Origin of the sequence: Pseudomonas sp. RIT-PI-r (assembly GCF_001297015.1) — a bacterium.
GTDB lineage: Bacteria > Pseudomonadota > Gammaproteobacteria > Pseudomonadales > Pseudomonadaceae > Aquipseudomonas.
In genome coordinates this window covers 1-23,147 of record NZ_LIGE01000020.1, presented here as the reverse complement: position 1 = coordinate 23,147, position 23,147 = coordinate 1, and the positions used below count along the sequence as shown (strand labels likewise).

The following is a 23,147-nucleotide window of genomic DNA, read 5'->3' as shown; positions in this document are numbered from 1 at the left end:
GCGCCACACGTCCCTCCACTATCCATTCAGAGCCGCCGTAATAATGAGCCTGTTCTCCGCTGTCGAAATGGCACCCCGCGATCCAATCCTGGGCCTCAACGAAGCATTCAACGCCGATACCCGGACCACCAAGGTCAACCTGGGCGTTGGCGTGTACTGCAACGAAGAGGGGCGAATTCCACTGCTGCGCGCTGTAATCGAAGCCGAGACGATTCGCGTCGCTCAACACGCTTCGCGCGGTTACCTGCCGATCGATGGCATCGCTGCCTACGACCAGGCCGTGCAAAAGCTGCTGTTCGGCAACGACTCGCCGCTGATCAGCGCCGGTCGCGTCATCACCACTCAGGCCGTCGGCGGGACCGGCGCACTGAAAATCGGTGCCGACTTCCTCAAGCAATTGCTGCCGAACGCCGTTGTGGCGATCAGCGACCCGAGCTGGGAAAACCACCGCGCGCTGTTCGAAACCGCTGGTTTCCCGGTGCAGAACTACCGCTACTACGACGCAGCCACCCACGACGTCAACCGTGCCGGCATGCTCGACGACCTTAACGCCCTGCCGAACGGCTCGATCGTTATCCTCCACGCCTGCTGCCACAACCCGACTGGCGTCGACCTGACCCCGGCGGACTGGAACAACGTCCTGGAAATGGTCAAAGCCAAAGGTCACGTGCCGTTCCTCGACATGGCTTACCAGGGTTTTGGCGACGGTATCGACGAAGACGCCGCAGCCGTGCGTCTGTTCGCTGAGTCCGGTCTGACTTTCTTTGTATCGAGCTCGTTCTCCAAGTCGTTCTCGCTGTACGGCGAGCGCGTTGGCGCCCTGTCGATCATCAGCGAATCGAAAGAAGAAAGCGCGCGCGTGCTGTCGCAAGTCAAACGCGTGATCCGCACCAACTACTCCAACCCGCCAACCCACGGCGCAAGCATCGTTGCTGCGGTGTTGAACAGCCCGGAACTGCGCGCGCAGTGGGAAGCCGAGCTGGCCGAAATGCGTCTGCGCATTCGCGGCATGCGCGAGCAGATGGTTGCCCTGCTGGCGGAAAAAGCGCCGGGCCGCGACTTTAGTTTCGTCGGTCGTCAGCGCGGCATGTTCTCCTACTCGGGCCTGACCACTGAACAAGTGCATCGCCTGCGTAACGAGTTCGGCATCTACGCACTGGACACCGGCCGCATCTGCGTGGCTGCGCTGAACCAGAGCAACATCAAGGCTGTGACAGATGCGATCGTTCAGGTCATCTGATAACGCTGCGTGATGAAAAACGGGAAGCCTTGGGGCTTCCCGTTTTTATTTGTCCGAAGGAATGCCACATTCCCTCTAAACTGCACACAAATCAAAACTGTAGGAGCGAGCCTGCTCGCGATAGCGTCTTGTCGCCCGAAGCATCACTGTCTGACGCACCGCTATCGCGAGCAGGCTCACTCCTACAGGGATTTGAGTACACCTTGGAATTCTGTGAGAAGCCAAATGAAAAACGACAACCTGCGCGCCGACCGTGACGATCTGGATGATTTCATCCCGCGCGCCTCGGCCAAGCGCGAAAAAAGCCTGGTGCTGCAAGTCGCGGCCGGGGTGTTTCTCGGCGGCCTGGCCCTGTGGCTGGTGCAACTCGCAGCTACTGCGGCCTACGCCAAACTGATGCTGGGCACAATTACCTTTGGCAGTTAAGCCAGTTCAGTCGCACGCTGAGTCGCGGCATCGTCATAGGCGACGTACAGCGATTCGGCGATCTGGCTTTTGATCGCTTTGGTGCTTTCCAGACCGAGGACAAAACCTTCAGCCTTGCCCCCGGCACGATTCAGTTCTTCAGCGGTGCTGGCCTGAGTAATCGCGTCGAAGAGTTTTTCGGCATGTGGACCGACACCCTTGGGCAGGCTGATTTGCGCGATGCTCATGCGAACACCTCGCTGTTGCGGGACAAATGGTTCATGACGCGGACCTTTTTCGGCGAATGGCCGGCAGCGCGTGTGACCACTTCCGGGCGGTCATGGTAGACCTCTACTACGGTTCTGGTAACCGCCAATCGCTGACAAACCACCGTCCGTCCCGAGAATTCACTCGTTTTTGCAACCGGCGCTTGACTTCTCTTTTTGAATCAGTAACATACGCACCAATTCCGCAATAGCTCAGTTGGTAGAGCAAATGACTGTTAATCATTGGGTCCCTGGTTCGAGTCCAGGTTGTGGAGCCAAATAGCAAAGCCCCTGAATCGAAAGATTCAGGGGCTTTTTTGTGGGCGCTCGAAAAGATCAAAAGATCGCAGCCTTCGGCAGCTCCTACACAGGTCTCGTATTCCGCCCATTTTGCGGATGAACGCTGAACCTGTAGGAGCTGCCGAAGGCTGCGATCTTTTGATCTTCAAACAAAAAGGGCCGATCTGATTAACAGATCGGCCCTTTTCCATTCAGCTACAGCGGTCAGACATGCTCACTGCTTTTCACCTGCACCTTCGGCGCGCCGTGCCCATGGTCGTGATCATCCGGCTCGATCACTGGCACTTCCTTGCCATCGCAGTCATGCAGTTTGCCGTCGCTGAAGTAGTCGCCTTCGCGCAGCGCATCCAGATCGCGATAACGCAAGGTGCGCTCTTCCGCCGCCGCAAACACCGACTGCTGATCCGAGTTACCGGTGGTGAAGTGGTTGAACGCCAGGTTGAGCAGGATCGCCATGATCGCCGACGAGCTGATGCCCGAGTGGAAAATGGTCGCGAACCAGCTCGGGAAGTGATCGTAGAAGTTCGGCGCAGCAATCGGGATCATGCCGAAACCGATCGAGGTGGCAACGATGATCAGGTTGACGTTGTTGCGATAATCAACCTTCGACAGCGTACGAATGCCACTCGCCGCCACCGTGCCGAACAGCACGATACCCGCGCCGCCGAGAACTGACGTCGGCACTGCGGCAATGACCCGGCCCATGAACGGCAGCAGGCCAAGAACCACCAGGAACACACCGCCAGTGGCGACCACGAAACGGCTCTTGATCCCGGTCACCGCCACCAGCCCGACGTTCTGAGCGAAGGCACTTTGGGTGAACGAACCGAAGATCGGCGCAAACATGCTCGACAGCATGTCCGCCCGCAGGCCATTGCCCAGACGTTTGGAATCGACCTTGGTGCCGATGATTTCACCGACCGCCAGAATGTCCGCCGACGTTTCCACCAAGGTCACCATGACCACGATGCACATCGACAGGATTGCGGCGAAGTGGAAGGTCGGCATACCGAAGTGGAATGGTGTCGGGAAGCCGAACATCGGCCCGGTGGTGACGCTGGAGAAGTCCGCCATACCGAGGAACACCGCCAGCACCGTACCGATCACCATGGCCAACAGGATCGACAGACGCGAGATGGTCGAGCTGCCGACCTTGCTCAGCAGCAGCACCAGCACCAGCGTGACCGCCGCCAGTCCGATGTTCTGCATACTGCCGAAGTCCGGCGCGTGGCTGTTGCCGCCCATGGCCCAGCGTGCAGCCACCGGCATCAGCGTCAGGCCGATGGTGGTGATGACGATACCGGTAACCAATGGCGGGAAGAACTTGGTAATGCGCGAGAACACCGGCGTGATCAGCAGCCCGATCAAGGACGCGGCAATCACCGCGCCCAGCACCGACTGAAAACCGCCCTCCCCGCCGCTGCTGACGATCGCGACCATGGTCGCCACGCCAGAGAACGATACGCCCTGAACCAGCGGCAACTGACAGCCAAAAAACGGCAGGCCCAGGGGTTGCAGCAGCGTCGCCAGCCCCCCCGCAAACAATGAAGCAGCAATCAGCAAACCAATATCCGCCGGCGACAGGCCGGCCGCCTGGCCGATGATCAGTGGCACCGCAACGATACCGCCGTACATGGTCAGAACATGTTGCAGGCCGTAAGCCATATTCGCGCCGACCCCGAGATTTTCGTCCTCGGGCCGTTGGTGTGAAACATGGGGCGTTTTCATGGTGGGGGGTTCCCTGGTTTTTGTTATGCGCACACTGTATTCAATACTCGTGACAAATGTCCATAGAGTTGTATACAACTTATCAGTCACATAATGGATAGGTAGCCATCCAACCTTCTATCCCGCCGCTTGCATCCCCCACAAATCCGGCAACACATCCCTACCGGCGTCTGCGCCAACCCCCACTAAGGCTGAACTGTTCATGGCGACCGACGGTACGGTCGCGTCGTTTTTTATACATATAAAGTATGCATAATGAAGTCATTGGACATTCAGTACGACAAAAGCAAGAACGCGGCCAACAAGCTCGAGCACAAAGGCGTCAGCCTCGCCGAGAACGAACCGGTCTTTCACGACGAACGAGCACTGACGATCGAGGACAACGACCACGACAAACAGCGCTGGATCACTATTGGCCTCAACGGCAAAGGGCGCTTGTTGGTCGTTGCGTACAGTTACCGAGACGCGAATGTCGTACGAATCATTTCTGCCCGTGTCGCCACACCGAGCGAACGTAGCGCCTATTTTCAGGAGGCTTGACCGATGAAAGATGAATATGACTTCTCCCAAGGCAAACGCGGCGCACTGGCGCCCGCCAAGGGCAAAACCCGTATCACCATCATGCTCGACGATGCTGTCATCGAGGCGGCGCGCAACGTCGCGGAAAACGAGGGTTTCGGTTATCAGACGGTGATCAACAACACGCTGCGCCAGGCGTTGCTCGAGGGTGCCACACAGCCGGCCGATGATCCGGCCCTTTCCGGGCAGTTCAAACAGGGCATTACCGCCGCCGACCTCAAGAGTCTCGAGAAAAAGCTGTCGGCAGCCGTCGGGGAAATCCGTCGCGTACTGGAGCCGGATGCAAAACCCTGATTGTCAGACAGGCACGAGCATTCGCGCCAGCGACTGGCGTACATGCGGCTGATCCGGCACGCGCAGACCGAACGCCTGTTGCAGCACGTCGATGAGTTCATCGACGTCGGATATTTCGCGCCGCTCACTGTCAGCGCCCATGCGATGCAGGGCGAAACTGCCGTTGTTCAAGGTTTTACGCCAGCCGTCGCCAGTACGCGCAGCCATCAGGCGCGTGGCGAAAGGAGATTGCGGGTGGGTCGAGACGTACCAGTTGCCGATGGTGTAATCAATGTCTTCCTGGCGCTGCAGATCGAACAGGTACATCGACCGCCACTCGCCGGCGACCTTGGCGCGCAGCATGTAGCCATCGGCCTGTTTTTCGATGCGATAAGGTTCGTGAGGGGTGACCTGCTCAGCTTCGGAATCCAGCAACAGCGGTGCGGTCGGCACCATGCCGCCAAACCCGACGTCGGTGATGTAACGCACATCATCGATGGTCACCAGACTCAATCGGTGGGTGCGCGCAGTCCAGGTGCCTTCAGGCTGGTTCATGACCACTCGACCACTGATCGCACGAGCATCGAAACCCAATTCGAGCAACAGGGCATAAAACAGGTGATTGAGTTCGTAGCAGTAACCGCCACGCCCCTGATGCAGGACCTTCTGTTCAATGGACGGCAAATCAATCAGTACCGGCGCGCCAGTAATGGTCGAGAGGTTTTCGAAGGTAAAGGCGCCGGTATGACGCCATTGCAATTCACGCAGCGTCGCCAGTGTCGGCGCCGGCGGCGCAGCGAAACCCAGGCGTTGCAGATACAGTTTCACATCGTTCAGGCGTGGCTCACTCATTGCTCGATCCTTATGCATGGGGCCGCAGGTCACTGCGTTGATGGTCGCCATGTATACGGGATCGGGCAGCTGTTTCGATAATTGATTTCGCCAATCGTCCGCTAGCGCCTTTTGCGCGAGCCGATACGAATCCACGTCGGCGCATGGTCGCTGGCATGCGGCTCGTTGCGTACCCAGGCGTCTACCCCGGCCTCATGCAAATACGGACTGAGCGCCGGGTTGAGCAGCAGGTGATCAATGCGCAAACCGGAGTTGGTTTGCCAGTGCTGACGAAAATAATCCCAGAAGGTGTATAGACGATCTTCGGGATACAGATGGCGTAGCGAGTCGGTCCAGCCCTGATCCAGCAACCGCTGATAACACGCACGGCTTTCGGGTTGCAGCAACGCATCCTTGAGCCAGGAACGGGTGTTGTAGATGTCCATGTCGGTGGGTACAACATTGTAGTCACCGGCCAGCACCACCGGATGATCGCTGCCTTGCAGGTCTTCCGCGTAGCTGATCAGTCGTTCGAACCAGGCCAGTTTGTAATCGAATTTCGGTCCCGGTTGCGGATTGCCATTGGGCAAATAAAGGCAGCCAACCAATACCCCGTGCACCGCCGCTTCCAGGTACCGGCTGTGCTTGTCATCAGGGTCGCCGGGCAGCCCGCGCCGACTCTCCAGCGGTTGCGCATCGCGGGCGAGAATCGCCACCCCGTTCCACGCCGCCTGCCCTTGCCAGATCGCGCCGTAACCGGCCGCTTCCAGTTCAGCGGCGGGAAACGCACTGTCGAGCGACTTGAGCTCTTGCAGACAAGCAATGTCGGGCTGCTCGCGCTTTAGCCACTCCAGCAGGTTCGGCAATCGAGCGCGCAAGCCGTTGACGTTGTAAGTGGCGATCCGCAGATTTTTCATTGGCTGAGGCTCCTGCCCATGGTCTGTAGAAAATCTGACTCCGCGTCACTCGCGCCGGTTGCATCGGATCGGCACGTTGCGGCGTAATAGGCCATCCACCCGCACCGCCGAGAACCGAATCCATGCAAACTACGCTGCAAGGCCAGCGCATCGTTCTGCGCCCGCTTCAGTATGCCGACGCCGACGCCCTGCTCCACGCCGCCGCTGACGGCGAGTTGTGGAACCTCACCGTCACCGTCGTGCCGTCGCCGGGCACCGTCGACAGCTACCTGAAAAAAGCCCTGGATGGCCGCGACGCCGGCACGGTCATGCCGTTTGTCATTGTCTTGAAGGACAGCGGCGAAGTCATCGGCTCAACGCGGTTCTGGAAGATCGACCCGCTCAATCGCAAGCTGGAAATCGGCAGCAGCTGGATCGCCGAACGCTGGCAGAAATCCTTCGTCAATACCGAAGCCAAATACCTGATGCTGCGTCACGCCTTCGAAGTGCTCGACTGCGTGCGCGTGCAGTTCACCACCGATGAAAACAATCAGAAATCACGTCAGGCGATCCTGCGTCTGGGCGCACAACAGGAAGGCGTCGTCCGCCATGAACGGATCATGCCGGATGGACGCAAGCGCAACTCCGTAAGGTTCAGCATCATCGATGACGAGTGGCTACAGGTTCGCCAGCGCCTTGAGCAGAAGTTGGCGGCGTACGACTGAGGCGACCGCTCGTCACCCGACAGGCACCAAGTGCGACGCGCCTCAGACCAATGTCAGGTAACCGGCCCTATTCTGGAGACCCACCATGACTACCCGCACACTGACGTCACTCGTGCTTGCCGGCCTGCTGGCAAGCACTTCCGCCGCAGTCTTCGCCGCCAACGATGGCGCGGATGCCACCGGCACCAAATCCGGTGCCACCAGCGGCTCGAACATGCCCCCCAACAGCACGCCTGGCGCCCCTTCAAGCAGCACTGGCAATGGCAATGACGGGGCCAGGACTGGCACCGGCACCGGCACCAACGGTGGCGCCAGCGGCTCGGGTTCAGGTGCCGGGGGTGGCACCGGTGCAGCGGGCGGCGGCACCGGCGGCGCAGGGGGTGGTACTGGCAGCTGAACGAACAAGAGCAGGCCATGGTGAGCGCCATGGCTTGTCTGATTGCGCGCCGATCAACGATCCGAGCGCATCAGCTCCCCGATCACGGTTTCCATCGACAACACGGCGGCGCGATTTCGTCCGGCATTTTTCGCTTGGTACAGTGCAGCATCGGCGCGCTGGATAAACACTTCGGGGCTGTCATTGCCCAGAGGGATAAAGGAGTAGCAACCGAGGCTCACCGTGAGATACCCCGAAGGCGAGCCGCTGTGAGTGATGCGTTTGTCCATCACGCTACGCCGGATCTGCCCGGCAATGGCCAGTGCGCCATTGATGTGGGGGCCCGGTAGCAGCGCGGCAAACCCCCCACCGCCATAACGTACGGCCAGATCAGCCTTGCGCTGACAGCAACTCTTCACCACCTGCGCCACCTGGGTCAGGCAATGATCCCCTGCGACGTGGCCATAGGCGTCGTTGTAGCGCTTGAAAAAATCAATATCGAGCATGATCAGGCTGACCGGGCTCGACTGCCGTGCGCCGCGGGCAAATTCGATGTCCAGCGAACGCTCGAACAGCCGCCGGTTGGCCAACCCGGTGAGGCTGTCATGGGTGGCAATCTGTTCCAGCGTACGTTGTGCCTTGCGCAGGTTTTTCTCGATTCGTTCGCCGTCACGCACCTGGTGGATGAACACCCAGCCGAACAGACCGACCCCCAGAATCACCAACGCGATGATCACACTGGACTGGAACGCGCGCGCGTGCCAACCCTTGAGAATCGTGTCGCGCGACGTCGCCGCCGCCACCACCAACGGATACGACGCCAGTTGCCGGTAACCATATAAACGCACGACGCCGTCGACCACCGAGTTGATCATCGCCGTACCGGCCGAAGCCTCGGGCAACAACGACTGATAAATCCTGCCCTGCGCCAGCGAAGAACCGATCAAACCCTCATCGAAAGGTCGACGCGCCAACAGTGTGCCGTCAGTCAGACCGAGAAACATGATGCCGTTGTTATCCAGGCTGAAGCTTTCGAAGAACCGGTCGAAGTAGGACATTTTGATCCCGGCCAGCAACACGCCCTGGAAGTTGCCGGCGCGGTCGTTGATGCGTTTCGAAATCGGGATGATCCATTCGCCGTTCTCGCGACTGCGAATCGCCGGGCCGATGTGCGCCAGCGTCGAGGTATTCTGCTGATGAAATTTGAAGTACTCGCGATCCGCAACACCAGCGTCGCGCGGCAGATCGGTAAACGAGGTGATCGCCCACTGCCCCTCGCGATCGAACAGGAATATGCCATGCAACTGATCCAGTTGCTGCACGCGCCGGGCAAAGGTTTTCTGCAAACGCGCCTTCTGGCCGGAACCGTACCCATCGTCCTCGATCCAGTCGGCCAGGCTGGTCAGCACCAGATCAGCGGCCAGAAAGGTGTCCTCGGCCTGTTGCGCCATGGCCCGGGTCAGATTGCCCGAAACCATTTCAGCCATTTCCAGATCCTGCCGGCGCGACTGCTCGAGCTGCAGGTACAGCAAACCGAACAGGCACAGACATACCGCAACGATAAACAGCGCCGCCGCTTTGCGCAGCGGCAGACGCTTGAGCGTGCCGGAGGCTTGTTGCGGATCGTGAATGGGGATAGGCAAAAACGTGTCCTGGGCAGGTACGACAGGGGCAAACGCCCGAAACCCTTGTGTTGATGAGCGTAGCCCACCGGGACATACCGGGCAAACGCCCTGATCCCGCCCAGTAGTATCGGCGCGCAGCGAGTTTGGATGATCGCTGTTCGCCGATTTATTTTCGATTGTTCTTTACGGTTAGTCCGTTGTGAAGTGCCAGGCGGCGCAGTGCACCGTGCAGTGAAGCGCTGGCTAGCGACCTCGATCTGGAAATCCTGCGCATCGGCATGCCGGAAGACTTCGATGCCCGCCGCATGGCGCTGATCCTTGCCGGCTTCACCCGCAACCACCCGCACGCGTCTGGAAACCATCAGCGGCATGAGCCTGAGCTGCGCCAGCGGCTCGATGCTGGCGACATCGACATCGCCCTGATCAAACGCGAACCGGACAGCGGCCCGGCATGGGCAACCTGGCCGGAACGGCTGGTATGGGTCAAAGGCGTGGATTTCGATTCGTCCAGTGGCGTGCTGCAGCTGGCGCTGTTTCCTCAAGGCTGCCTGTATCGGCAGCGGGCGATTCGTGAGCTCAATGTTGCGCAAGGGCCGTGGCGGGTGGCGTTGATCAGCCGTGAGGGGGTCTTGAACGGGTTACAGCACGGCTTGGTGGAGTTTTTGCGTGGGGAGTTGGGTGTGGATGCAAATGGGCAAGTCTGATGGCGCGTCTGGCTTCACTGCCAACTTTGGAGAAATTGCAGCCTGGTTATTATTCGATATAGCTGTTGGAAATAGTGGACTCATGAGTAAAAAAACTAAATGAACCCGCGAACCTGTTACTTCTTACAGTAGAGGCTTACGAAAAATACGCCGACCCTAGGACGCTCAAGACCCGCTCAGAATTCGCTTAAAGCACAGCAATCTCTGACACGGGTCAGAATCGGTTTCGAGGGAATAACCATGCAAACGACAAGACTTGCCTACTGCGCACTCGCCCTGCTATTTACACTCGATAGCCCACAAATTCTTGCGGCACACGACCAGGAATGCCAAGGGGCTTGGGCCCAGTCAAAAGCCTATAGAAGCTGCACCGGCGATGACTGGACCACTCAAAGTCCTGAAGGTGTTTGCAATTTGAAACAGACCTGCCAAAAGATTAAAAAAACCGACCCACTAACAGGTAACAGCCCGGCGAGTTCCACGTATCAGAAACAGTCTGTCAGCTTTCCACTGAACGATGTATCGAAGTTGAATAACTGCGACGGCATTCTAAAAATCACGCCCTGCTAATGATAAGAACGAGGTGAGCACCAATAGCCCACCGCGTTGAAAAACCATATCGTCTTGAGTTATTAATCGATCAGCGCGACGGCGGCACCCGAATATCTCCCGCCCGGCACTGGGTTTTCACGCCCTTGCCACACGCGCCGAACTGTAGATCCTTACCCATGCACACGCGCACTTCCGACAGTTCCGGGCCGCTGCAAATCACCGCGATCCCATCGGCCGGAATTCCCGGGTTGGCCTTGCGGAACAGATCGGCGATTTCCTGGGCTTCGAAGTAATAGGAACTGCTGAACGGTTGCAGTTCGTCCGGGATTTTCACCGCCGCCACGGCTTTGTCCGCTTCATCCAGATAGCCCATCGCGCCGAGACCGCTGCACGTGCCGTGCTTGGACCATTCGTGGTCGAGCAGTTTCTTGGTCGGGAACAGCGTCAGGCCCTGGCTGGTTTGCGCCGCATTCAACGTCGTCAGCGGTGGGCAGGATTCCGGCCAGCCGCCCTTGGCGTATTGCGGCCACAAACCGTGAAGCACAAAGCCGTAGCCTTTGCCCGTGCACTGCGAGTCATCTTTGTGCGTCAAACAAAAGGTCGGCGACCAGGACAACGCCAGCAGGTAGTAGTCGAACACCCCCGCCACCGATTCCGTCTGCGCCTTGCTCGGCTGTGATTGCCGCGCCGAACTCAAGCCGATGCTACCGGCCGTCAGCGCGATCACCGCGAAAATTGTAAACAGCTTTTTCATCTACCCGCTCCTTGGGACGCCTGCGTCCGTGGTTTTCGATCCTGGCCAGACTGGGCCAGCGCTGATTTCGCCATGTTTGTGTTGCAAGCGCATGACGCAAGGCAAGGCCGTACGCCGTTGAAAGGTCTACGATTAACAGGCAGACATCAAACCAAGGGATCCGAAATGAGTAAAGCAGACGAACTCGCCGCCAAACTCAAGCAAACCCGGCACACCCACGCGGATGCCGCGCTGGAGATCGATTGCTGGCCGGCGCAGGTGTACGACTTGTACCACCGCATTGAAGCCTGGTTACAGCCAGTCACCGAGGTCGGGTTGAAGATTCGACGCAATCCTACCCACGTTTGCGAAACGTCTCCCGATGGTGAATCCCACGATTACGCCATCGACCAACTGGTGATCGAAGCCAATCATCAAAGCCTGACATTCGATCCCATTGCGCGGTTTACCGAGGATGGCGCCGGGCGAGTGCAGATCATCCCGTCAGCCACGGACACCTACCTGCTGCGTACCGTGGATGAACACGGTGAAAGCCATTGGTGGGTGCAGTCGATTGAAACAGGCCAACAGTTGGACGCCATCGCCCTGACCGAAAACAATCTGTTGCTGGCGGTGCAGGAAGGCCTCGGCCTGTAGAGCAAATGATCAAACTGTCAAAACTGTAATCCCCGCCTCAGCCAACTGAAAGCTGGCGCTGGTTAGCCTCCCCGTCATGAGTCAAACGGGGATTTCCAGCGCATGCCTTCCAACCCATCACGACGCACCTTCGTCAAAGGTCTCGCCGCCGGTAGCTTGCTCGGCGGCCTCGGTCTTTGGCGCACGCCGGTCTGGGCGCTCGACGCGCCAGGCCAGGTGAATGAACTGAGCGGCAGCGACTTCGAACTGTTCATCGGCGAAACCCCGGTCAACTTCACCGGCCGCCCTCGCACGGCGATGACCATCAACGGCAGCCTGCCCGGCCCATTGCTGCGCTGGCGCGAAGGCGACACCGTGACGCTGCGGGTGCGCAACCGGCTCAGCGCCAGCACCTCGATCCACTGGCACGGCATTCTGCTGCCGGCGAACATGGACGGCGTGCCGGGCTTGAGCTTTCACGGCATCGAACCGGGCGGCGTGTACGTCTACCAATTCAAGCTTCGGCAGAACGGCACCTACTGGTATCACAGCCATTCCGGCTTGCAGGAACAGGCCGGCGTCTACGGCCCGCTGGTGATCGACGCCCGGGGGCCTGAGCCGTTCCAGTACGACCGCGAGTTCGTGGTGATGCTCAGCGACTGGAGCGACGAAGACCCGACCAGCCTGATGAAGACCCTGAAAAAGCAGTCCGACTACTACAACTTCGACAAACGCACCGTCGACGACTTCATCAGTGACGTCAGCGAGAAAGGCTGGGGCGCCACCATTGCCGATCGCAAGATGTGGGCAGAAATGAACATGAACCCCACCGACATTGCCGACATCAGTGGCGCCACCTACACCTTCCTCATGAATGGCCACGCACCGGACAACAACTGGACCGGCCTGTTTCGCCCCGGTGAAAAGCTGCGCCTGCGCCTGATCAACGGCTCGGCGATGACCTACTTCGACGTGCGCATTCCCGGGCTGAAAATGACCGTGGTTGCGGCTGACGGCCTGCACGTCAAACCGCTCAGCGTCGATGAACTGCGCATCGCCGTGGCCGAGACTTACGACGTGATCGTCGAGCCTGACGCCGAGGTCTACACCCTGTTCGCGCAAGCCATGGATCGCAGCGGTTATGCCCGCGGCACCCTCGCCACTCGCGCCGGGTTATCTGCGTCCGTACCGGTACTCGACCCGCGCCCACTGGTGACCATGGACGACATGGGCATGGGTGGCATGGATCACGGTTCGATGGACATGAGCGCCATGGATCACTCGGCGATGGGCCCGATGCAAGCCCATCCCGACAGCGAAAAAGACAATCCGCTGGTGGACATGCAAGCCATGAGCACCGCGCCAAAACTCGACGACCCGGGCCTCGGTCTGCGCAACAACGGCCGTCGCGTGCTGAGCTACGCCGACCTGCGCAGCACTTTCGAAGACCCGGATGGCCGCGACCCGAGCCGCACCATCGAACTGCACCTGACCGGTCACATGGAGAAATTCGCCTGGTCGTTCAACGGCATCAAATTCTCCGACGCCGAACCTTTGCGCCTGAAGTACGGCGAGCGCATCCGCCTGGTGCTGGTCAACGACACGATGATGACCCACCCGATTCACCTGCACGGCATGTGGAGCGATCTGGAAGACGAAAACGGCAATTTCCAGGTGCGCAAACACACCATCGACATGCCGCCCGGCACGCGCCGCAGTTACCGCGTGACCGCCGACGCACTCGGCCGCTGGGCTTATCACTGCCATCTGCTTTATCACATGGAAATGGGCATGTTCCGTGAAGTGCGGGTGGAAGCATGAAGGGGCCGTTGATGACTCGATTCACTGCGTTTTCCTTGCTGCTGATCGGCAGTTCGGCGATGGCTGTCGGCGACATGCCGGGCATGGATCACAGCCAGATGTCCGGCATGGATCACCCGGCCATGCAAAGCATCGACGACGGCATGATGCAGCCCGCCGCGCCGACCGAAAGCCGCACGCCGATCCCGAAGTTGACCGACGCCGATCGCGCCGCCGTATTCACCAGCCCCGGCGGTCATCAAGTCCACGACAGCACGATCCACACGTACTTCCTCGCCGACAAACTCGAATGGCAGGACGCCGATGACGGCAGCGCTTTGGCCTGGGATCTGTCCGGCTGGATCGGGGGCGACATTGATCGGCTGTGGCTGCGCTCAGAGGGCGAACGCAGCAATGGCAAAACCGAAGATGCCGAGCTTCAGGCGCTGTGGGGCCATGCGATTTCGCCGTGGTGGGACGTGGTCAGCGGCGTGCGTCAGGACTTCAAACCCGGCGCGCCGCAGACTTGGGCCGCGTTCGGTTTGCAGGGCATGGCGCTGTACAACTTCGAAGCCGAGGCCACCGCTTTTATCGGTGAAGGGGGTCAGAGCGCCGTCCGGTTGGAGGGTGACTACGACATCCTGCTGACCAATCGGCTGATCCTGCAGCCCACCGCCGAGCTCAATGTCTACGGTAAAAACGATCCACAACGCCGCATCGGTTCCGGCCTTGCCAACTCTGAAGCCGGCCTGCGTTTGCGCTATGAAATGCGCCGCGAATTTGCGCCGTACATCGGCGTGACGTGGAACCGCACCTACGGCAACAGCGCCGATTACGCCCGTGAAGAAGGCGAGGATCGCAGCGAAGCGCGAGTCGTGCTCGGCGTGCGGCTGTGGTTCTGAATTCCCTTAGAAAACACCCCAGAGGTCTTGCATGCGCACCTTGAAAATCACCCTCGTACTCACCAGCGCCTTGCTCCTGAGCAACCTCGCCCAGGCCCACCCGAAACTGCTCTCGTCGACCCCGGCCGAAGGGGCCGACGGCGCCGCACCCGGCAAGATCGAACTGCATTTTTCCGAGAGCCTGCTGACGCAATTCTCCGGCGCCAAACTGGTGATGACCGAAATGCCCGGCATGGCCCATTCGCCGATGCCGATGAAAGCCAAAGTCAGCGCCGGCAGCGACCCGAAAAGCATGCTGATCACCCCGCTCTCGCCGTTGCCCGCCGGCACTTATCAAGTCCAATGGCGCGCGGTGTCTAGCGACACGCACCCGATCACCGGCAACGTCACGTTCAAAGTGAAGTGAGCGATGGGCGAACTGATCAACATCATCCTGCGGTTTGCGTTGTATGTGGATTTGCTGCTGGTGTTCGGGCTGGCGTTGTTTGCGCTGTACAGCGCTGAGACGCTGCTGCGGTTGCGGCCAATGCTGCGCGGGATGGCATTGATCGGGGCGTTGTTGTCAGTGGCAGGATTGGTGCTGATGACCAGTACCATGAGCGGCGAAACCGCGCTCGCGGCGCTGTGGCCGCCTGTGCAAATGATGGTGTTGGAAACGGATGTCGGGCTGGCGTGGGCCGTGCGGATGACTGCATTGATCGTCGTGGTGATTCGGCCGGGTTTGTGGCTTGCATCGTTTGCCGGCGCAATCGCCCTCGCCTCTCTGGCCTGGAGCGGGCATGGGGCGATGGACGAGGGCGCGCTGCGCTTCTGGCATTTTCTCAGCGACATTCTGCACCTGCTGGCGGCGGGTGCGTGGCTGGGGGCGATGCTGGCGCTGGTGTTGATAGCGCAGGGGCTGGTTGATGAAGCGCGCATTCGTTCGCTGGCGTTTGCGGTTCGGCGCTTTGAGTGGGTCGGCGCAGCGATTGTGCTGACGCTGTCGATCACCGGCGTGGTGAATTACTTGTTCATCATCGGCCCGAGGCTGGATGAAGTGTTACTCGGCACGTACGGGATGCTGCTGGCGATCAAGGTTTTACTGTTTGCCGCAATGTTGGTGTTGGCGGCGTTGAACCGCTTTCATCTCGGGCCGGCATTGGCGCAAGCGTTACGCGATGGGCAGCATGTCGTCGCGGTCAATGCGCTTAGACGAAGCGTTGTCGTTGAACTGGCAATCGCATTGCTGATCGTGGCACTGGTGGCGTGGCTAGGCACATTAAGTCCGGACGCGGGATGACACCCGGGAAAGCCTTTCACTACACTGGGCCACCTTCCTTTTCAGAAGCCCATTTGCAATGACAATTCTAAAAAGCACGATGATCTTCTGCGGCCTGCTGACCCTGGCCGCCGGCGCTCACGCAGAGCAAAACCCTGCACACCTCGACAGCATCCAGCAACAGGGTGAACTGCGCGTCTGCACCACGGGCGACTACAAGCCCTACACCTTCAAACGCCCCGACGGCGACTTCGAAGGCATCGACATCGCCATGGCGCGCTCGCTGGCCGACAGCCTCGGCGTCAAAGTGCAATGGGTGCAAACCACCTGGAAAACCCTGATGCCGGACATGCAGGCCGGCAAGTGCGACATCGGCATGGGCGGCATTTCGGTGACGCTGGAGCGGCAGAAAAAAGCCTACTTCAGCAACACCCTCGACACCGACGGCAAGATCCCGCTGGTACGCTGCGCCGATGTCAGCAAGTACCAGACTGTCGAGCAAATCAACCAGCCGAACGTGCGCCTGGTCGAACCCGCCGGCGGCACCAACGAAGCCTTCGTCCACGCTTTCCTGCCGAAAGCGCAACTGGCCCTGCACGACAACGTGACGATCTTCCAGCAACTGCTCGACAACAAAGCCGACGTGATGATCACCGACGCCTCGGAAGCGCTGTACCAGCAGAAACTCAAACCGGGTTTGTGCGCGGTCAATCCGCATCAGTACATGCAATATGGCGAGAAGGCTTATCTGCTGCCGCGCGATGACATCAGTTGGAAACTGTACGTCGATCAGTGGCTGCACTTGAGCAAAGTCACCGGCAAGTATCAGCAAACGCTAAGCGAATGGATTGCCGTGCCTGCCGCGCAGTAATCCTCAATCGTCATGCAACATGCCGGAGCTATATTGATTGAGACTGCTGCCGATACTGTTGCCACCAAACTTCAACGTATTGGCGTTGCGCCCCTCCGGCGACTGACAATCGCCGGAGAAACAACGGGTGGTGGTCAAACCACCCGCGCCCGAACAGGCACTCAACACCGATACCGTTGCAGCGATCAACAGCACTTTGACGACATTAAGGCGCATGGCACGATTCCCCTCGGGATGAACAGCGACGGTCTTGTGCCAACATCCTAGGCCCGCGCCGCAATCGGCAAGATGAAACTTTGCTGATCGACAGCGCCGGTTCAGAATCGCTTACCCGCCGAAAAGGACATCCCCATGCAATTCTTGCCCCTCACCGACGCCAGCCCTGCTGTCCAGGCCCACGTCCGCACCCTGCGCAATCAGCCGGACGTGCGCAAATTCATGTACACGTCGCACGAAATCTCCGAGCAGGAACATGCGAACTGGCTGAACTCGTTAAAGGGCAATCCACGCCAGCAAGTGTTTGTGGTGATCAAGGATGAGCAGGCGGTGGGGGTTGTGTCGTTGAATGCGATCAATGTTTTGCACAAGAGCGCGGATTGGGCGTTTTATCTGGACGTGGGGTTGCAGGGTAAGGGCCTGGGCAGTGTCATTGAATTCTGGATGCTTGATTACGCGTTTGGCGTGGCGGGGCTGGAGAAGCTGAATTGTGAAGTGCTGGCGATGAATTCGGCGGTGGTGAAGATGCATCAGAAGTTCGGGTTTGAGGTTGAGGGGGTTAGGCGGCAGAACGTGGTGAAGGATGGGGTTCGGATCGACGTTGTTCTGCTGGGCATCACCAAAGACGAATGGCAGAACAAGCGTCCTGCCTTACAAAGCGTGATTGCCCGACTAGAGAGCAGCGCTGTCGGCAGCCCTTAAACACCAGGAGGATATCTTCTCACTCACACAGCACCTGAATGAAAGTCAGAAAATGGTAGAACCGGCGCCGCGAATAATCGACCCAGCCAAACGTGAATGGGCATCAGCAACTGAACAGCAGCGATTCGACGTCCATTGGGCGCTGTCAGATGCGTTTGTCGACAATGAGGTCAACTACGCATTTATCGCGCGCGAAACCGAAGACTACGACCCACAAGAGATAAAGCGAATCCTCTACGAAGAGGTCGCACCTGTTTGCCATACGAATCTTGAAACCGTGATTCCAATGATCTGGTCTGCCTTCAACTCGGAGCAGTTGAAGGCAGACATAGCAGAGACTTTGAAAGCCCGGGAAAACAGCCGCTTTCGACGGCAGATAGACAAACTGCTGATACGTTGGCTGACGTTTCGATACAAATACATCTGGAAAGAGATCTCCAGGCATTACCGAAAGTGACCGACCCCATCGCTAGCCAATAGTTGACGACCGCCGCAGCCTCAAGGCCATACCAAAAACCGTTTTTGATGGACGCTTGGACTTGCGCTCAAGGACAGGTCACCAGCCACCGCAACTCGCCCTTCAGGATGGGACTCATCAATGAAAGACTGTGCCAATCCTCGATCGATCTTCTGAAAACCAGATTCCGGTGACCTTACCGACAATGTCCTCAACGGCGACCTGCCCCATGAAGCGGCTGTCGTTGCTGCTATCGCGGTTATCGCCGAGCAAATACACGTGGTCTTTCTCGATCACCGTCTGCGGCGTTTGCTGATAACGAGGATCCTTCACGCGCTCTGGCGGCGCAAAGAACAACCCCATGTTTTCACCATTGCGAATGACCTTACCGTCAACGATCGACAAGGTATCGCCACCCACTGCGGCGACACGTTTGACCGCCTCCGTGCCGTTGTAGCGATAAACCACAATGTCTCCAACCTGCGGCGCGTCGATACGCATTTTGGTGACGATATAGTCCCCGATCGAGAGGGTCGGAACCATCGAGCCAGACGGAATGAAGTAAGTCTTGAACCCCAGAATCGGCCCTCTCAACGGCCCCAGCAGAACAAGCGAAACGATGATCAGCGTCACTACGTAAAACACATGGAAACGGGTGCTGGGACTGTCCACCGAACTGCCTTCTTTACGCGCCAACATCGCCGCCGCCGTGGCCGATCCCAGTTTGACCAGCACGACAAAAATGCCGAAGACATACAAACCGATTGGCGTCGTCGTTACTCCGCACACGCCAAGCAAAACCACACCGACATAGAGCAGCGCGGCAACCCGCACCGCCCATTTAACGCGACCGACATAAACCAGACCCCAGCCGGCCACCAGGCACGACATCACGAACGCTAGCAGCGGATTTTTACGAGTATTCATAAACTCTCATCGACGAGGTTGAAAGCAATCAGTGCTTCCGTGGGATTGCGGCGTTTTTAAACGCGGAGTGCGCGAAATGCTACTGAATGGCCATCATTCTGTCCATTTGGGTAAATGGGGTAACTCCCGCGCCTGACCCTCATGGCGACGGACTGACCGCCGTCGCCACAAAGGTCAGGATTTACGCCTTCAACTCGACGTTATCCAACGCCTGATTCACCGCCAACTCACCTAGCATCACCACCTGTGCAATGCCCAGCGCGGTTTTGCGGTGCGCAGGGTCGAGTGCTGCGGCGAAGTTGTTGAGCATTTCGGAGGCTGAACTCAGCGTCTCACTGGCATTGGCCAGCAGGGATTCCGAGTCGTACTTGGGATTGGCGAGGTACATGCGCTCGGGCTCGTTGACGCTGGCCATGATGTGGTCGGCGGGAAGGAGGTAGTGATCGAGGGCGCGTTCGGCGGCTTCGTGGAGTTTTTTGGAGTTGAGGGATTCGTAGGGGGATGCGGGATCGGTTTCTGGTGGATTGGGTGTTGGTTTGAACATGGTGTAACTCCTGACGGATAAACGAAAAGGAGCCATCACTCTCGCTACCAAACGAAGGGTGGAGGCCATACGCAGGTTGGTAGACCGGTCGTCAGGAACCCCGGCGCATCCGAAGACGCCCCGCGCATGACCACCATAAAACGAAGACGAGAAACGCCCTCGCAAGACAGTAGTCTTGTGCTTCTGACGGAGACGGGCTACCAAACCCGATCACTGATTTTCAGTGACGTAGGGACGATAGAACCTGCGGGCTAGAGGCACAAGCCGGGGGATTCTGTCTTAGGTGTAGGGGGAGGCGCAAGGGAGTGTAGGCTTAGGACTGCAGCAACAGGCTTCATTTAAACAGACACGTTTTTTCTGTTTGGAAAGGCTTTACGGGAAGGTTGATCGATCCAAATACAGTCAACAGCACAGAGAGCACTGCGTTCCTTTTTTACGCGGTGTCCGTCGCTCCGATGATGGACTGGACTGCATAAGCAAGTTTTCCGTGGCTTGCAGATCATGTCGTGTGTAATAGCTGTGCAATCGCACGCACACCATCGCTACATCTCTTCTCCACCTCCCATCCGGCTGGACTGATGCTGACTGGACAGACCGATCACTAGACTCCAGCAATCCTGGCACTACCGACTGGCACTACCCATTCATATACGGGCCGAGCATGCCCATGAGCCTGGCCATCATCGTGATATGAGATAAGCTGAGTACACCAAAATGCCGGAGGGCCAAGGACGTGTTAGAGAGAGAAAGGGAAGAGAAACAGCCACTGATGGATGTGGCGACTCTGGATGACTTCGAGCATATCGATCCGTCCTCGATCTTGGCGCTCAGTAACTCCGTACACTTTCATACCCTGGAGCGTACTTTTCTGAAGGCTTCTCAGGAGGCGGAGGCTCGTGAGGATGGGGCAGCAGTTAGGGCCTACAAAGTTCTGGCGGTAATTTGCAGCTATCACTTTAATCCTGATAGACCGGATACGTTCACATCCCAGCTTATAATGGATGGGCAGCGAACCCTGATCCCTAGTGATTTTGTAGGTGAGCAGCAAGATGTTCTGGTGGATATAGTTGAAAAGTTTGACCACCCCTTGCTACGAGCCAGAATTGCGGACAGCTGCTGGTATATGAACAGAAAACTGCACGAGGTGGCGATGCTGGCCGCTGAGTCCTATCTAGTGGCAGTACAAGATTTTTTCGACAAGAAACTCCTCCATGAATATGAGTCCGACTTCAAAGTACCAGCAAAAATCACCAACCTGATTGAGAGAGCATTTTCAATATACGCCTCAACAGGCAAGAAAAATGAGGTACCGCAGATAGCCAAGGACACATTATCTCTAGCTCACGAAACAGCAAAAGAGAACAGCAATTTAATAGCATTTTACGAATTATCGCTAATCCTACAAAGCTATCGCCTGACTGACTGGAGTGTAATAGCAAGCGAAGCTGAATCCTTAGCATTAGCGAACAGCACTACACAATATGCCGAAGCAGTAAAAAAAATCTGGGGACTTGCAGCCCAGGCTTATACCAATCTTGGTGATAAAGAGTCCGCAAAGCAATGCAAAGTTTCTGCAATTGATCAAACCTTGCGAATGAGAGACAGCGTTAGTCAATCGTCAGCAAAAGCGTATTGGACTAAATTAGCAATCGGCGAATACCGCTCCATCAAAGGAATGGCTGAAGAAATTGTAAAGCTGAAAGCTGAGCTACAGATTCTCGAAGAAGAGTCCTTAGATGACCTAGCCGAATTCAGCATGCCACTTGATCTCTCAGACATACGGAAGCTCACTCAGGAAAAGTTTGAGAGCCTCGAAGTTCACGAAATGCTATTCCGACTCGCGCTAATAGATAAACCGCCCCAAAAGATAGCGCTACATAAAAGCTGCCTATCCAGAAGAGACCGTTACTTCTTTTCTTCAATGGCAGGTAAAACTTTCGCTGATTCGCAAGGAAAGATCATTGCCAACTCTCCGTCAGCACCGTTGGGAGCTCCTCCACCGGAGACCTGGTTCGATCATGAAAGCCTCGTAGATATCAGCTTTAACTGTCATGTTGCCTCAGAAGGAAACATCAGGGCCGCATGCCAGGCCATGTGTCGCCATCAGCAAATAGACGAACGACATTTGATACCTGTAGTTTCACAAAGTGCTTTTGTCCCATATGGCCACGAGCTCGTATTTGCGCTAGGGTTTGCTCGCCTTATTCAAGGGGATATGGTCTCAGCTGCTCACTTACTCATTCCACAACTTGAGAACTCACTGCGTTTCATTTTAGCGAATGACGGATCTAACACAGCAAAGCTCAACATTGATCTGACACAGGAAGATCAATCTCTCAGCCAGCTATATTCCAACCAAAGAAAGGCTTTGGAGGCCAGGCTGGGCGTCGACATCACATACATGCTCCACCTTCTTTTCAACCTAAAAGGAGGCCCCATGCTAAGGCATGAAATGGCACATGGCAAACTGTCTGCAAGCGATTGCTACAACCCTTCATGTGTCTATGCATGTTGGTTGATGTATCACATTACTTGCCTACCACTGCTGAGTCGTTGGAGTTCGCATGTTGCCCCGGCAATCCTAGAACTCGCACATTGACAATGTATGAGCGATTTGAACAATGGGGACAGATTTATTTATCGTCTAAAAAACAAACAAATCTATCCCTTTCTACTGTTAGCGAGGCGTGTTAAACGCCAAAGTATCAAACTCAGAAAGATTCGACCGGTTTTTTGGTCTGCTCAACAAGCTTGTTCTCGTCAAGCTTCGGGAAAGAAAACTTGATCATGATGACCGATTCCTCACCCTCGCCCGTGACAATCAGGTCAGCCCCCCTGACATTCGCAGGCGCGGCTGCCATCAAACCAGAAACGCTAGGTGTCCCTTTGATCGAGGCGGCGCCCTCGATAAACGAATAGGTCAGATTATTGGCGTTTAGAGCGACACTTTCGTAGTTGGTGAGTTTAGCGGTGTACTCATCCTTGCTTTTAGCTTTAGCCGCCAGATCGACAAGATCCAGCATCGACTTGCCGTCAGCCAGTGCGACCAGACCGAACGACTTGGCCAGCGCACCGATAGCACGCCCGAACAGCTCGCGCTCATAGGGCGCGAACAGTGAAACCATAATCAGCTTGTCACTGCTGAAAACCAGGCCAGCAGTGAATTTCTGATCAATGAAATCGACGTCATCAATACACCGAGCGGGCGCGCCCACCTCTTCCGAGCAATCATAGTAACCGCCAGCCTCGGTGTATTTCGTGATCGGCGTGTCGTAGCCGTAGCTCTTGAACAGATTTTCAGCTGCAACGGCACTCTGTATAGCGCCAACGAGGCCGCCCAGGCAAAGCACTAACGCATGGATTTTTTTCGACATGGATTCCGTTCCTGCAAGGATGTGGATATTGATAGCCACATGCTATCAATCCTCGATTGGATTTGTCTCGCTCAATCCAATGCAGGTTGAGCAAGCTCAGCAGGTCCAGAAGTAGGACGCTGTAAACCCACTCTGCCATTCCTGCCCCCAAGCCCCGTCCTCCCATTCCTGATAAACTCCCCAACCTCCCAGCCACACCGATTCCGTACCCCTAATGTCCCCTATTC

27 protein-coding genes and 1 tRNA gene are annotated in these 23,147 nt (G+C 57.4%); 18 read left to right on the top strand and 10 right to left on the bottom strand.

Annotated elements, in window-relative coordinates; translation table 11 throughout:
• Positions 1-43: 43 nt before the first annotated feature.
• Complete coding sequence (locus AK821_RS07575) at positions 44-1,240, top strand: amino acid aminotransferase (protein WP_064389113.1); 1,197 nt, start codon at positions 44-46, stop codon at positions 1,238-1,240.
• 225 nt (positions 1,241-1,465) lie between these two features.
• The gene (locus AK821_RS07570) at positions 1,466-1,666 is read left to right on the top strand and encodes a hypothetical protein (protein ID WP_016983541.1); all 201 of its coding nucleotides are present in this window, start codon (positions 1,466-1,468) and stop codon (positions 1,664-1,666) included.
• On the opposite strand, the gene AK821_RS07565 is transcribed toward AK821_RS07570, so the two are convergent.
• Positions 1,663-1,893, bottom strand: a complete 231-nt coding sequence (locus AK821_RS07565) for a hypothetical protein (protein WP_064389112.1) — start codon at positions 1,891-1,893, stop codon at positions 1,663-1,665. The genes AK821_RS07570 and AK821_RS07565 overlap by 4 nt on opposite strands.
• A gap of 220 nt (positions 1,894-2,113) precedes the next feature.
• On the opposite strand from AK821_RS07565, the gene AK821_RS07560 reads away from it, so the two are divergent.
• A tRNA-Asn gene (locus tag AK821_RS07560) sits at positions 2,114-2,189 on the top strand.
• 226 nt (positions 2,190-2,415) lie between these two features.
• On the opposite strand, the gene AK821_RS07555 is transcribed toward AK821_RS07560, so the two are convergent.
• Positions 2,416-3,939 (bottom strand): nucleobase:cation symporter-2 family protein, encoded by a 1,524-nt coding sequence (locus AK821_RS07555; RefSeq protein WP_064389111.1) that lies wholly within the window; start codon positions 3,937-3,939, stop codon positions 2,416-2,418.
• A 255-nt stretch (positions 3,940-4,194) separates the two neighbouring features.
• Between AK821_RS07555 and AK821_RS07550 the strand changes: the two genes are divergently transcribed.
• Together AK821_RS07550 and AK821_RS07545 are read left to right on the top strand one after the other, a co-directional pair.
• A complete protein-coding gene (locus tag AK821_RS07550) occupies positions 4,195-4,479 on the top strand; it encodes a BrnT family toxin (RefSeq protein WP_064389110.1) in 285 nt (94 codons plus the stop codon).
• A gap of 3 nt (positions 4,480-4,482) precedes the next feature.
• Positions 4,483-4,812, top strand: coding sequence for a BrnA antitoxin family protein (locus AK821_RS07545; RefSeq protein WP_064389109.1), 330 nt, complete (start codon positions 4,483-4,485; stop codon positions 4,810-4,812).
• A gap of 3 nt (positions 4,813-4,815) precedes the next feature.
• Here AK821_RS07545 and AK821_RS07540 read toward each other — a convergent pair whose 3' ends face one another.
• Both AK821_RS07540 and AK821_RS07535 read right to left on the bottom strand, forming a co-directional pair.
• On the bottom strand, positions 4,816-5,643 hold the full coding sequence (locus AK821_RS07540; protein WP_064389108.1) for an arylamine N-acetyltransferase family protein: 828 nt from the start codon (positions 5,641-5,643) through the stop codon (positions 4,816-4,818).
• Between the two features lie 101 nt (positions 5,644-5,744).
• Positions 5,745-6,539: an exodeoxyribonuclease III gene (locus tag AK821_RS07535; RefSeq protein WP_064389107.1), complete on the bottom strand. Its 795-nt coding sequence runs from the start codon at positions 6,537-6,539 to the stop codon at positions 5,745-5,747.
• 122 nt (positions 6,540-6,661) lie between these two features.
• On the opposite strand from AK821_RS07535, the gene AK821_RS07530 reads away from it, so the two are divergent.
• Both AK821_RS07530 and AK821_RS07525 read left to right on the top strand, forming a co-directional pair.
• Entirely contained in the window at positions 6,662-7,243 is a 582-nt protein-coding gene (locus tag AK821_RS07530; RefSeq protein ID WP_064389106.1) for a GNAT family N-acetyltransferase, read from the top strand.
• Positions 7,244-7,328: 85 nt separating this feature from the next.
• Positions 7,329-7,640: a hypothetical protein gene (locus tag AK821_RS07525; protein ID WP_064389105.1), complete on the top strand. Its 312-nt coding sequence runs from the start codon at positions 7,329-7,331 to the stop codon at positions 7,638-7,640.
• A 53-nt stretch (positions 7,641-7,693) separates the two neighbouring features.
• On the opposite strand, the gene AK821_RS07520 is transcribed toward AK821_RS07525, so the two are convergent.
• Positions 7,694-9,262, bottom strand: coding sequence for a sensor domain-containing diguanylate cyclase (locus AK821_RS07520; RefSeq protein ID WP_064389104.1), 1,569 nt, complete (start codon positions 9,260-9,262; stop codon positions 7,694-7,696).
• A 260-nt stretch (positions 9,263-9,522) separates the two neighbouring features.
• Between AK821_RS07520 and AK821_RS07515 the strand changes: the two genes are divergently transcribed.
• Positions 9,523-9,948: a hypothetical protein gene (locus tag AK821_RS07515; RefSeq protein WP_064389103.1), complete on the top strand. Its 426-nt coding sequence runs from the start codon at positions 9,523-9,525 to the stop codon at positions 9,946-9,948.
• 240 nt (positions 9,949-10,188) lie between these two features.
• Positions 10,189-10,518 (top strand): hypothetical protein, encoded by a 330-nt coding sequence (locus AK821_RS30060; protein WP_150648576.1) that lies wholly within the window; start codon positions 10,189-10,191, stop codon positions 10,516-10,518.
• A gap of 70 nt (positions 10,519-10,588) precedes the next feature.
• Here the strand turns inward: AK821_RS30060 and AK821_RS07510 are convergent, their stop codons facing one another.
• On the bottom strand, positions 10,589-11,254 hold the full coding sequence (locus tag AK821_RS07510) for a ribonuclease T2 (RefSeq protein WP_064389102.1): 666 nt from the start codon (positions 11,252-11,254) through the stop codon (positions 10,589-10,591).
• 165 nt (positions 11,255-11,419) lie between these two features.
• On the opposite strand from AK821_RS07510, the gene AK821_RS07505 reads away from it, so the two are divergent.
• The 6 genes from AK821_RS07505 (at position 11,420) to AK821_RS07480 (ending at position 16,700) form a co-directional block, all read left to right on the top strand.
• Positions 11,420-11,890, top strand: a complete 471-nt coding sequence (locus AK821_RS07505) for a hypothetical protein (protein WP_016984581.1) — start codon at positions 11,420-11,422, stop codon at positions 11,888-11,890.
• Between the two features lie 102 nt (positions 11,891-11,992).
• A complete protein-coding gene (locus tag AK821_RS07500; protein ID WP_064389101.1) occupies positions 11,993-13,690 on the top strand; it encodes a copper resistance system multicopper oxidase in 1,698 nt (565 codons plus the stop codon).
• 11 nt (positions 13,691-13,701) lie between these two features.
• A complete protein-coding gene (locus tag AK821_RS07495) occupies positions 13,702-14,571 on the top strand; it encodes a copper resistance protein B (protein WP_064389173.1) in 870 nt (289 codons plus the stop codon).
• Between the two features lie 31 nt (positions 14,572-14,602).
• Complete coding sequence (gene copC, locus AK821_RS07490) at positions 14,603-14,977, top strand: copper homeostasis periplasmic binding protein CopC (RefSeq protein ID WP_064389100.1); 375 nt, start codon at positions 14,603-14,605, stop codon at positions 14,975-14,977.
• A gap of 3 nt (positions 14,978-14,980) precedes the next feature.
• Positions 14,981-15,850, top strand: coding sequence for a copper homeostasis membrane protein CopD (gene copD / locus AK821_RS07485; RefSeq protein WP_064389099.1), 870 nt, complete (start codon positions 14,981-14,983; stop codon positions 15,848-15,850).
• Between the two features lie 58 nt (positions 15,851-15,908).
• Positions 15,909-16,700, top strand: a complete 792-nt coding sequence (locus AK821_RS07480; RefSeq protein ID WP_064389098.1) for a transporter substrate-binding domain-containing protein — start codon at positions 15,909-15,911, stop codon at positions 16,698-16,700.
• A 3-nt stretch (positions 16,701-16,703) separates the two neighbouring features.
• On the opposite strand, the gene AK821_RS07475 is transcribed toward AK821_RS07480, so the two are convergent.
• Positions 16,704-16,916 carry a hypothetical protein gene (locus AK821_RS07475; RefSeq protein ID WP_064389097.1) on the bottom strand — a complete coding sequence of 71 codons (213 nt, stop codon included), beginning with the start codon at positions 16,914-16,916 and terminating at the stop codon, positions 16,704-16,706.
• 135 nt (positions 16,917-17,051) lie between these two features.
• Between AK821_RS07475 and pseH the strand changes: the two genes are divergently transcribed.
• Both pseH and AK821_RS07465 read left to right on the top strand, forming a co-directional pair.
• Positions 17,052-17,618, top strand: a complete 567-nt coding sequence (gene pseH / locus AK821_RS07470; RefSeq protein ID WP_064389096.1) for a UDP-4-amino-4,6-dideoxy-N-acetyl-beta-L-altrosamine N-acetyltransferase — start codon at positions 17,052-17,054, stop codon at positions 17,616-17,618.
• Between the two features lie 52 nt (positions 17,619-17,670).
• Positions 17,671-18,075, top strand: coding sequence for a DUF7079 family protein (locus AK821_RS07465; protein ID WP_064389095.1), 405 nt, complete (start codon positions 17,671-17,673; stop codon positions 18,073-18,075).
• A gap of 138 nt (positions 18,076-18,213) precedes the next feature.
• Here the strand turns inward: AK821_RS07465 and lepB are convergent, their stop codons facing one another.
• Both lepB and AK821_RS07455 read right to left on the bottom strand, forming a co-directional pair.
• Positions 18,214-19,002: a signal peptidase I gene (gene lepB / locus AK821_RS07460; RefSeq protein ID WP_064389094.1), complete on the bottom strand. Its 789-nt coding sequence runs from the start codon at positions 19,000-19,002 to the stop codon at positions 18,214-18,216.
• A 181-nt stretch (positions 19,003-19,183) separates the two neighbouring features.
• Positions 19,184-19,546 (bottom strand): DUF6124 family protein, encoded by a 363-nt coding sequence (locus AK821_RS07455; protein WP_064389093.1) that lies wholly within the window; start codon positions 19,544-19,546, stop codon positions 19,184-19,186.
• 733 nt (positions 19,547-20,279) lie between these two features.
• Here AK821_RS07455 and AK821_RS07450 point away from each other — a divergent pair.
• Complete coding sequence (locus tag AK821_RS07450; protein ID WP_236708299.1) at positions 20,280-22,145, top strand: DUF7380 domain-containing protein; 1,866 nt, start codon at positions 20,280-20,282, stop codon at positions 22,143-22,145.
• A 112-nt stretch (positions 22,146-22,257) separates the two neighbouring features.
• On the opposite strand, the gene AK821_RS07445 is transcribed toward AK821_RS07450, so the two are convergent.
• Positions 22,258-22,959 carry a hypothetical protein gene (locus tag AK821_RS07445; protein ID WP_224790852.1) on the bottom strand — a complete coding sequence of 234 codons (702 nt, stop codon included), beginning with the start codon at positions 22,957-22,959 and terminating at the stop codon, positions 22,258-22,260.
• Positions 22,960-23,147: the final 188 nt, after the last annotated feature.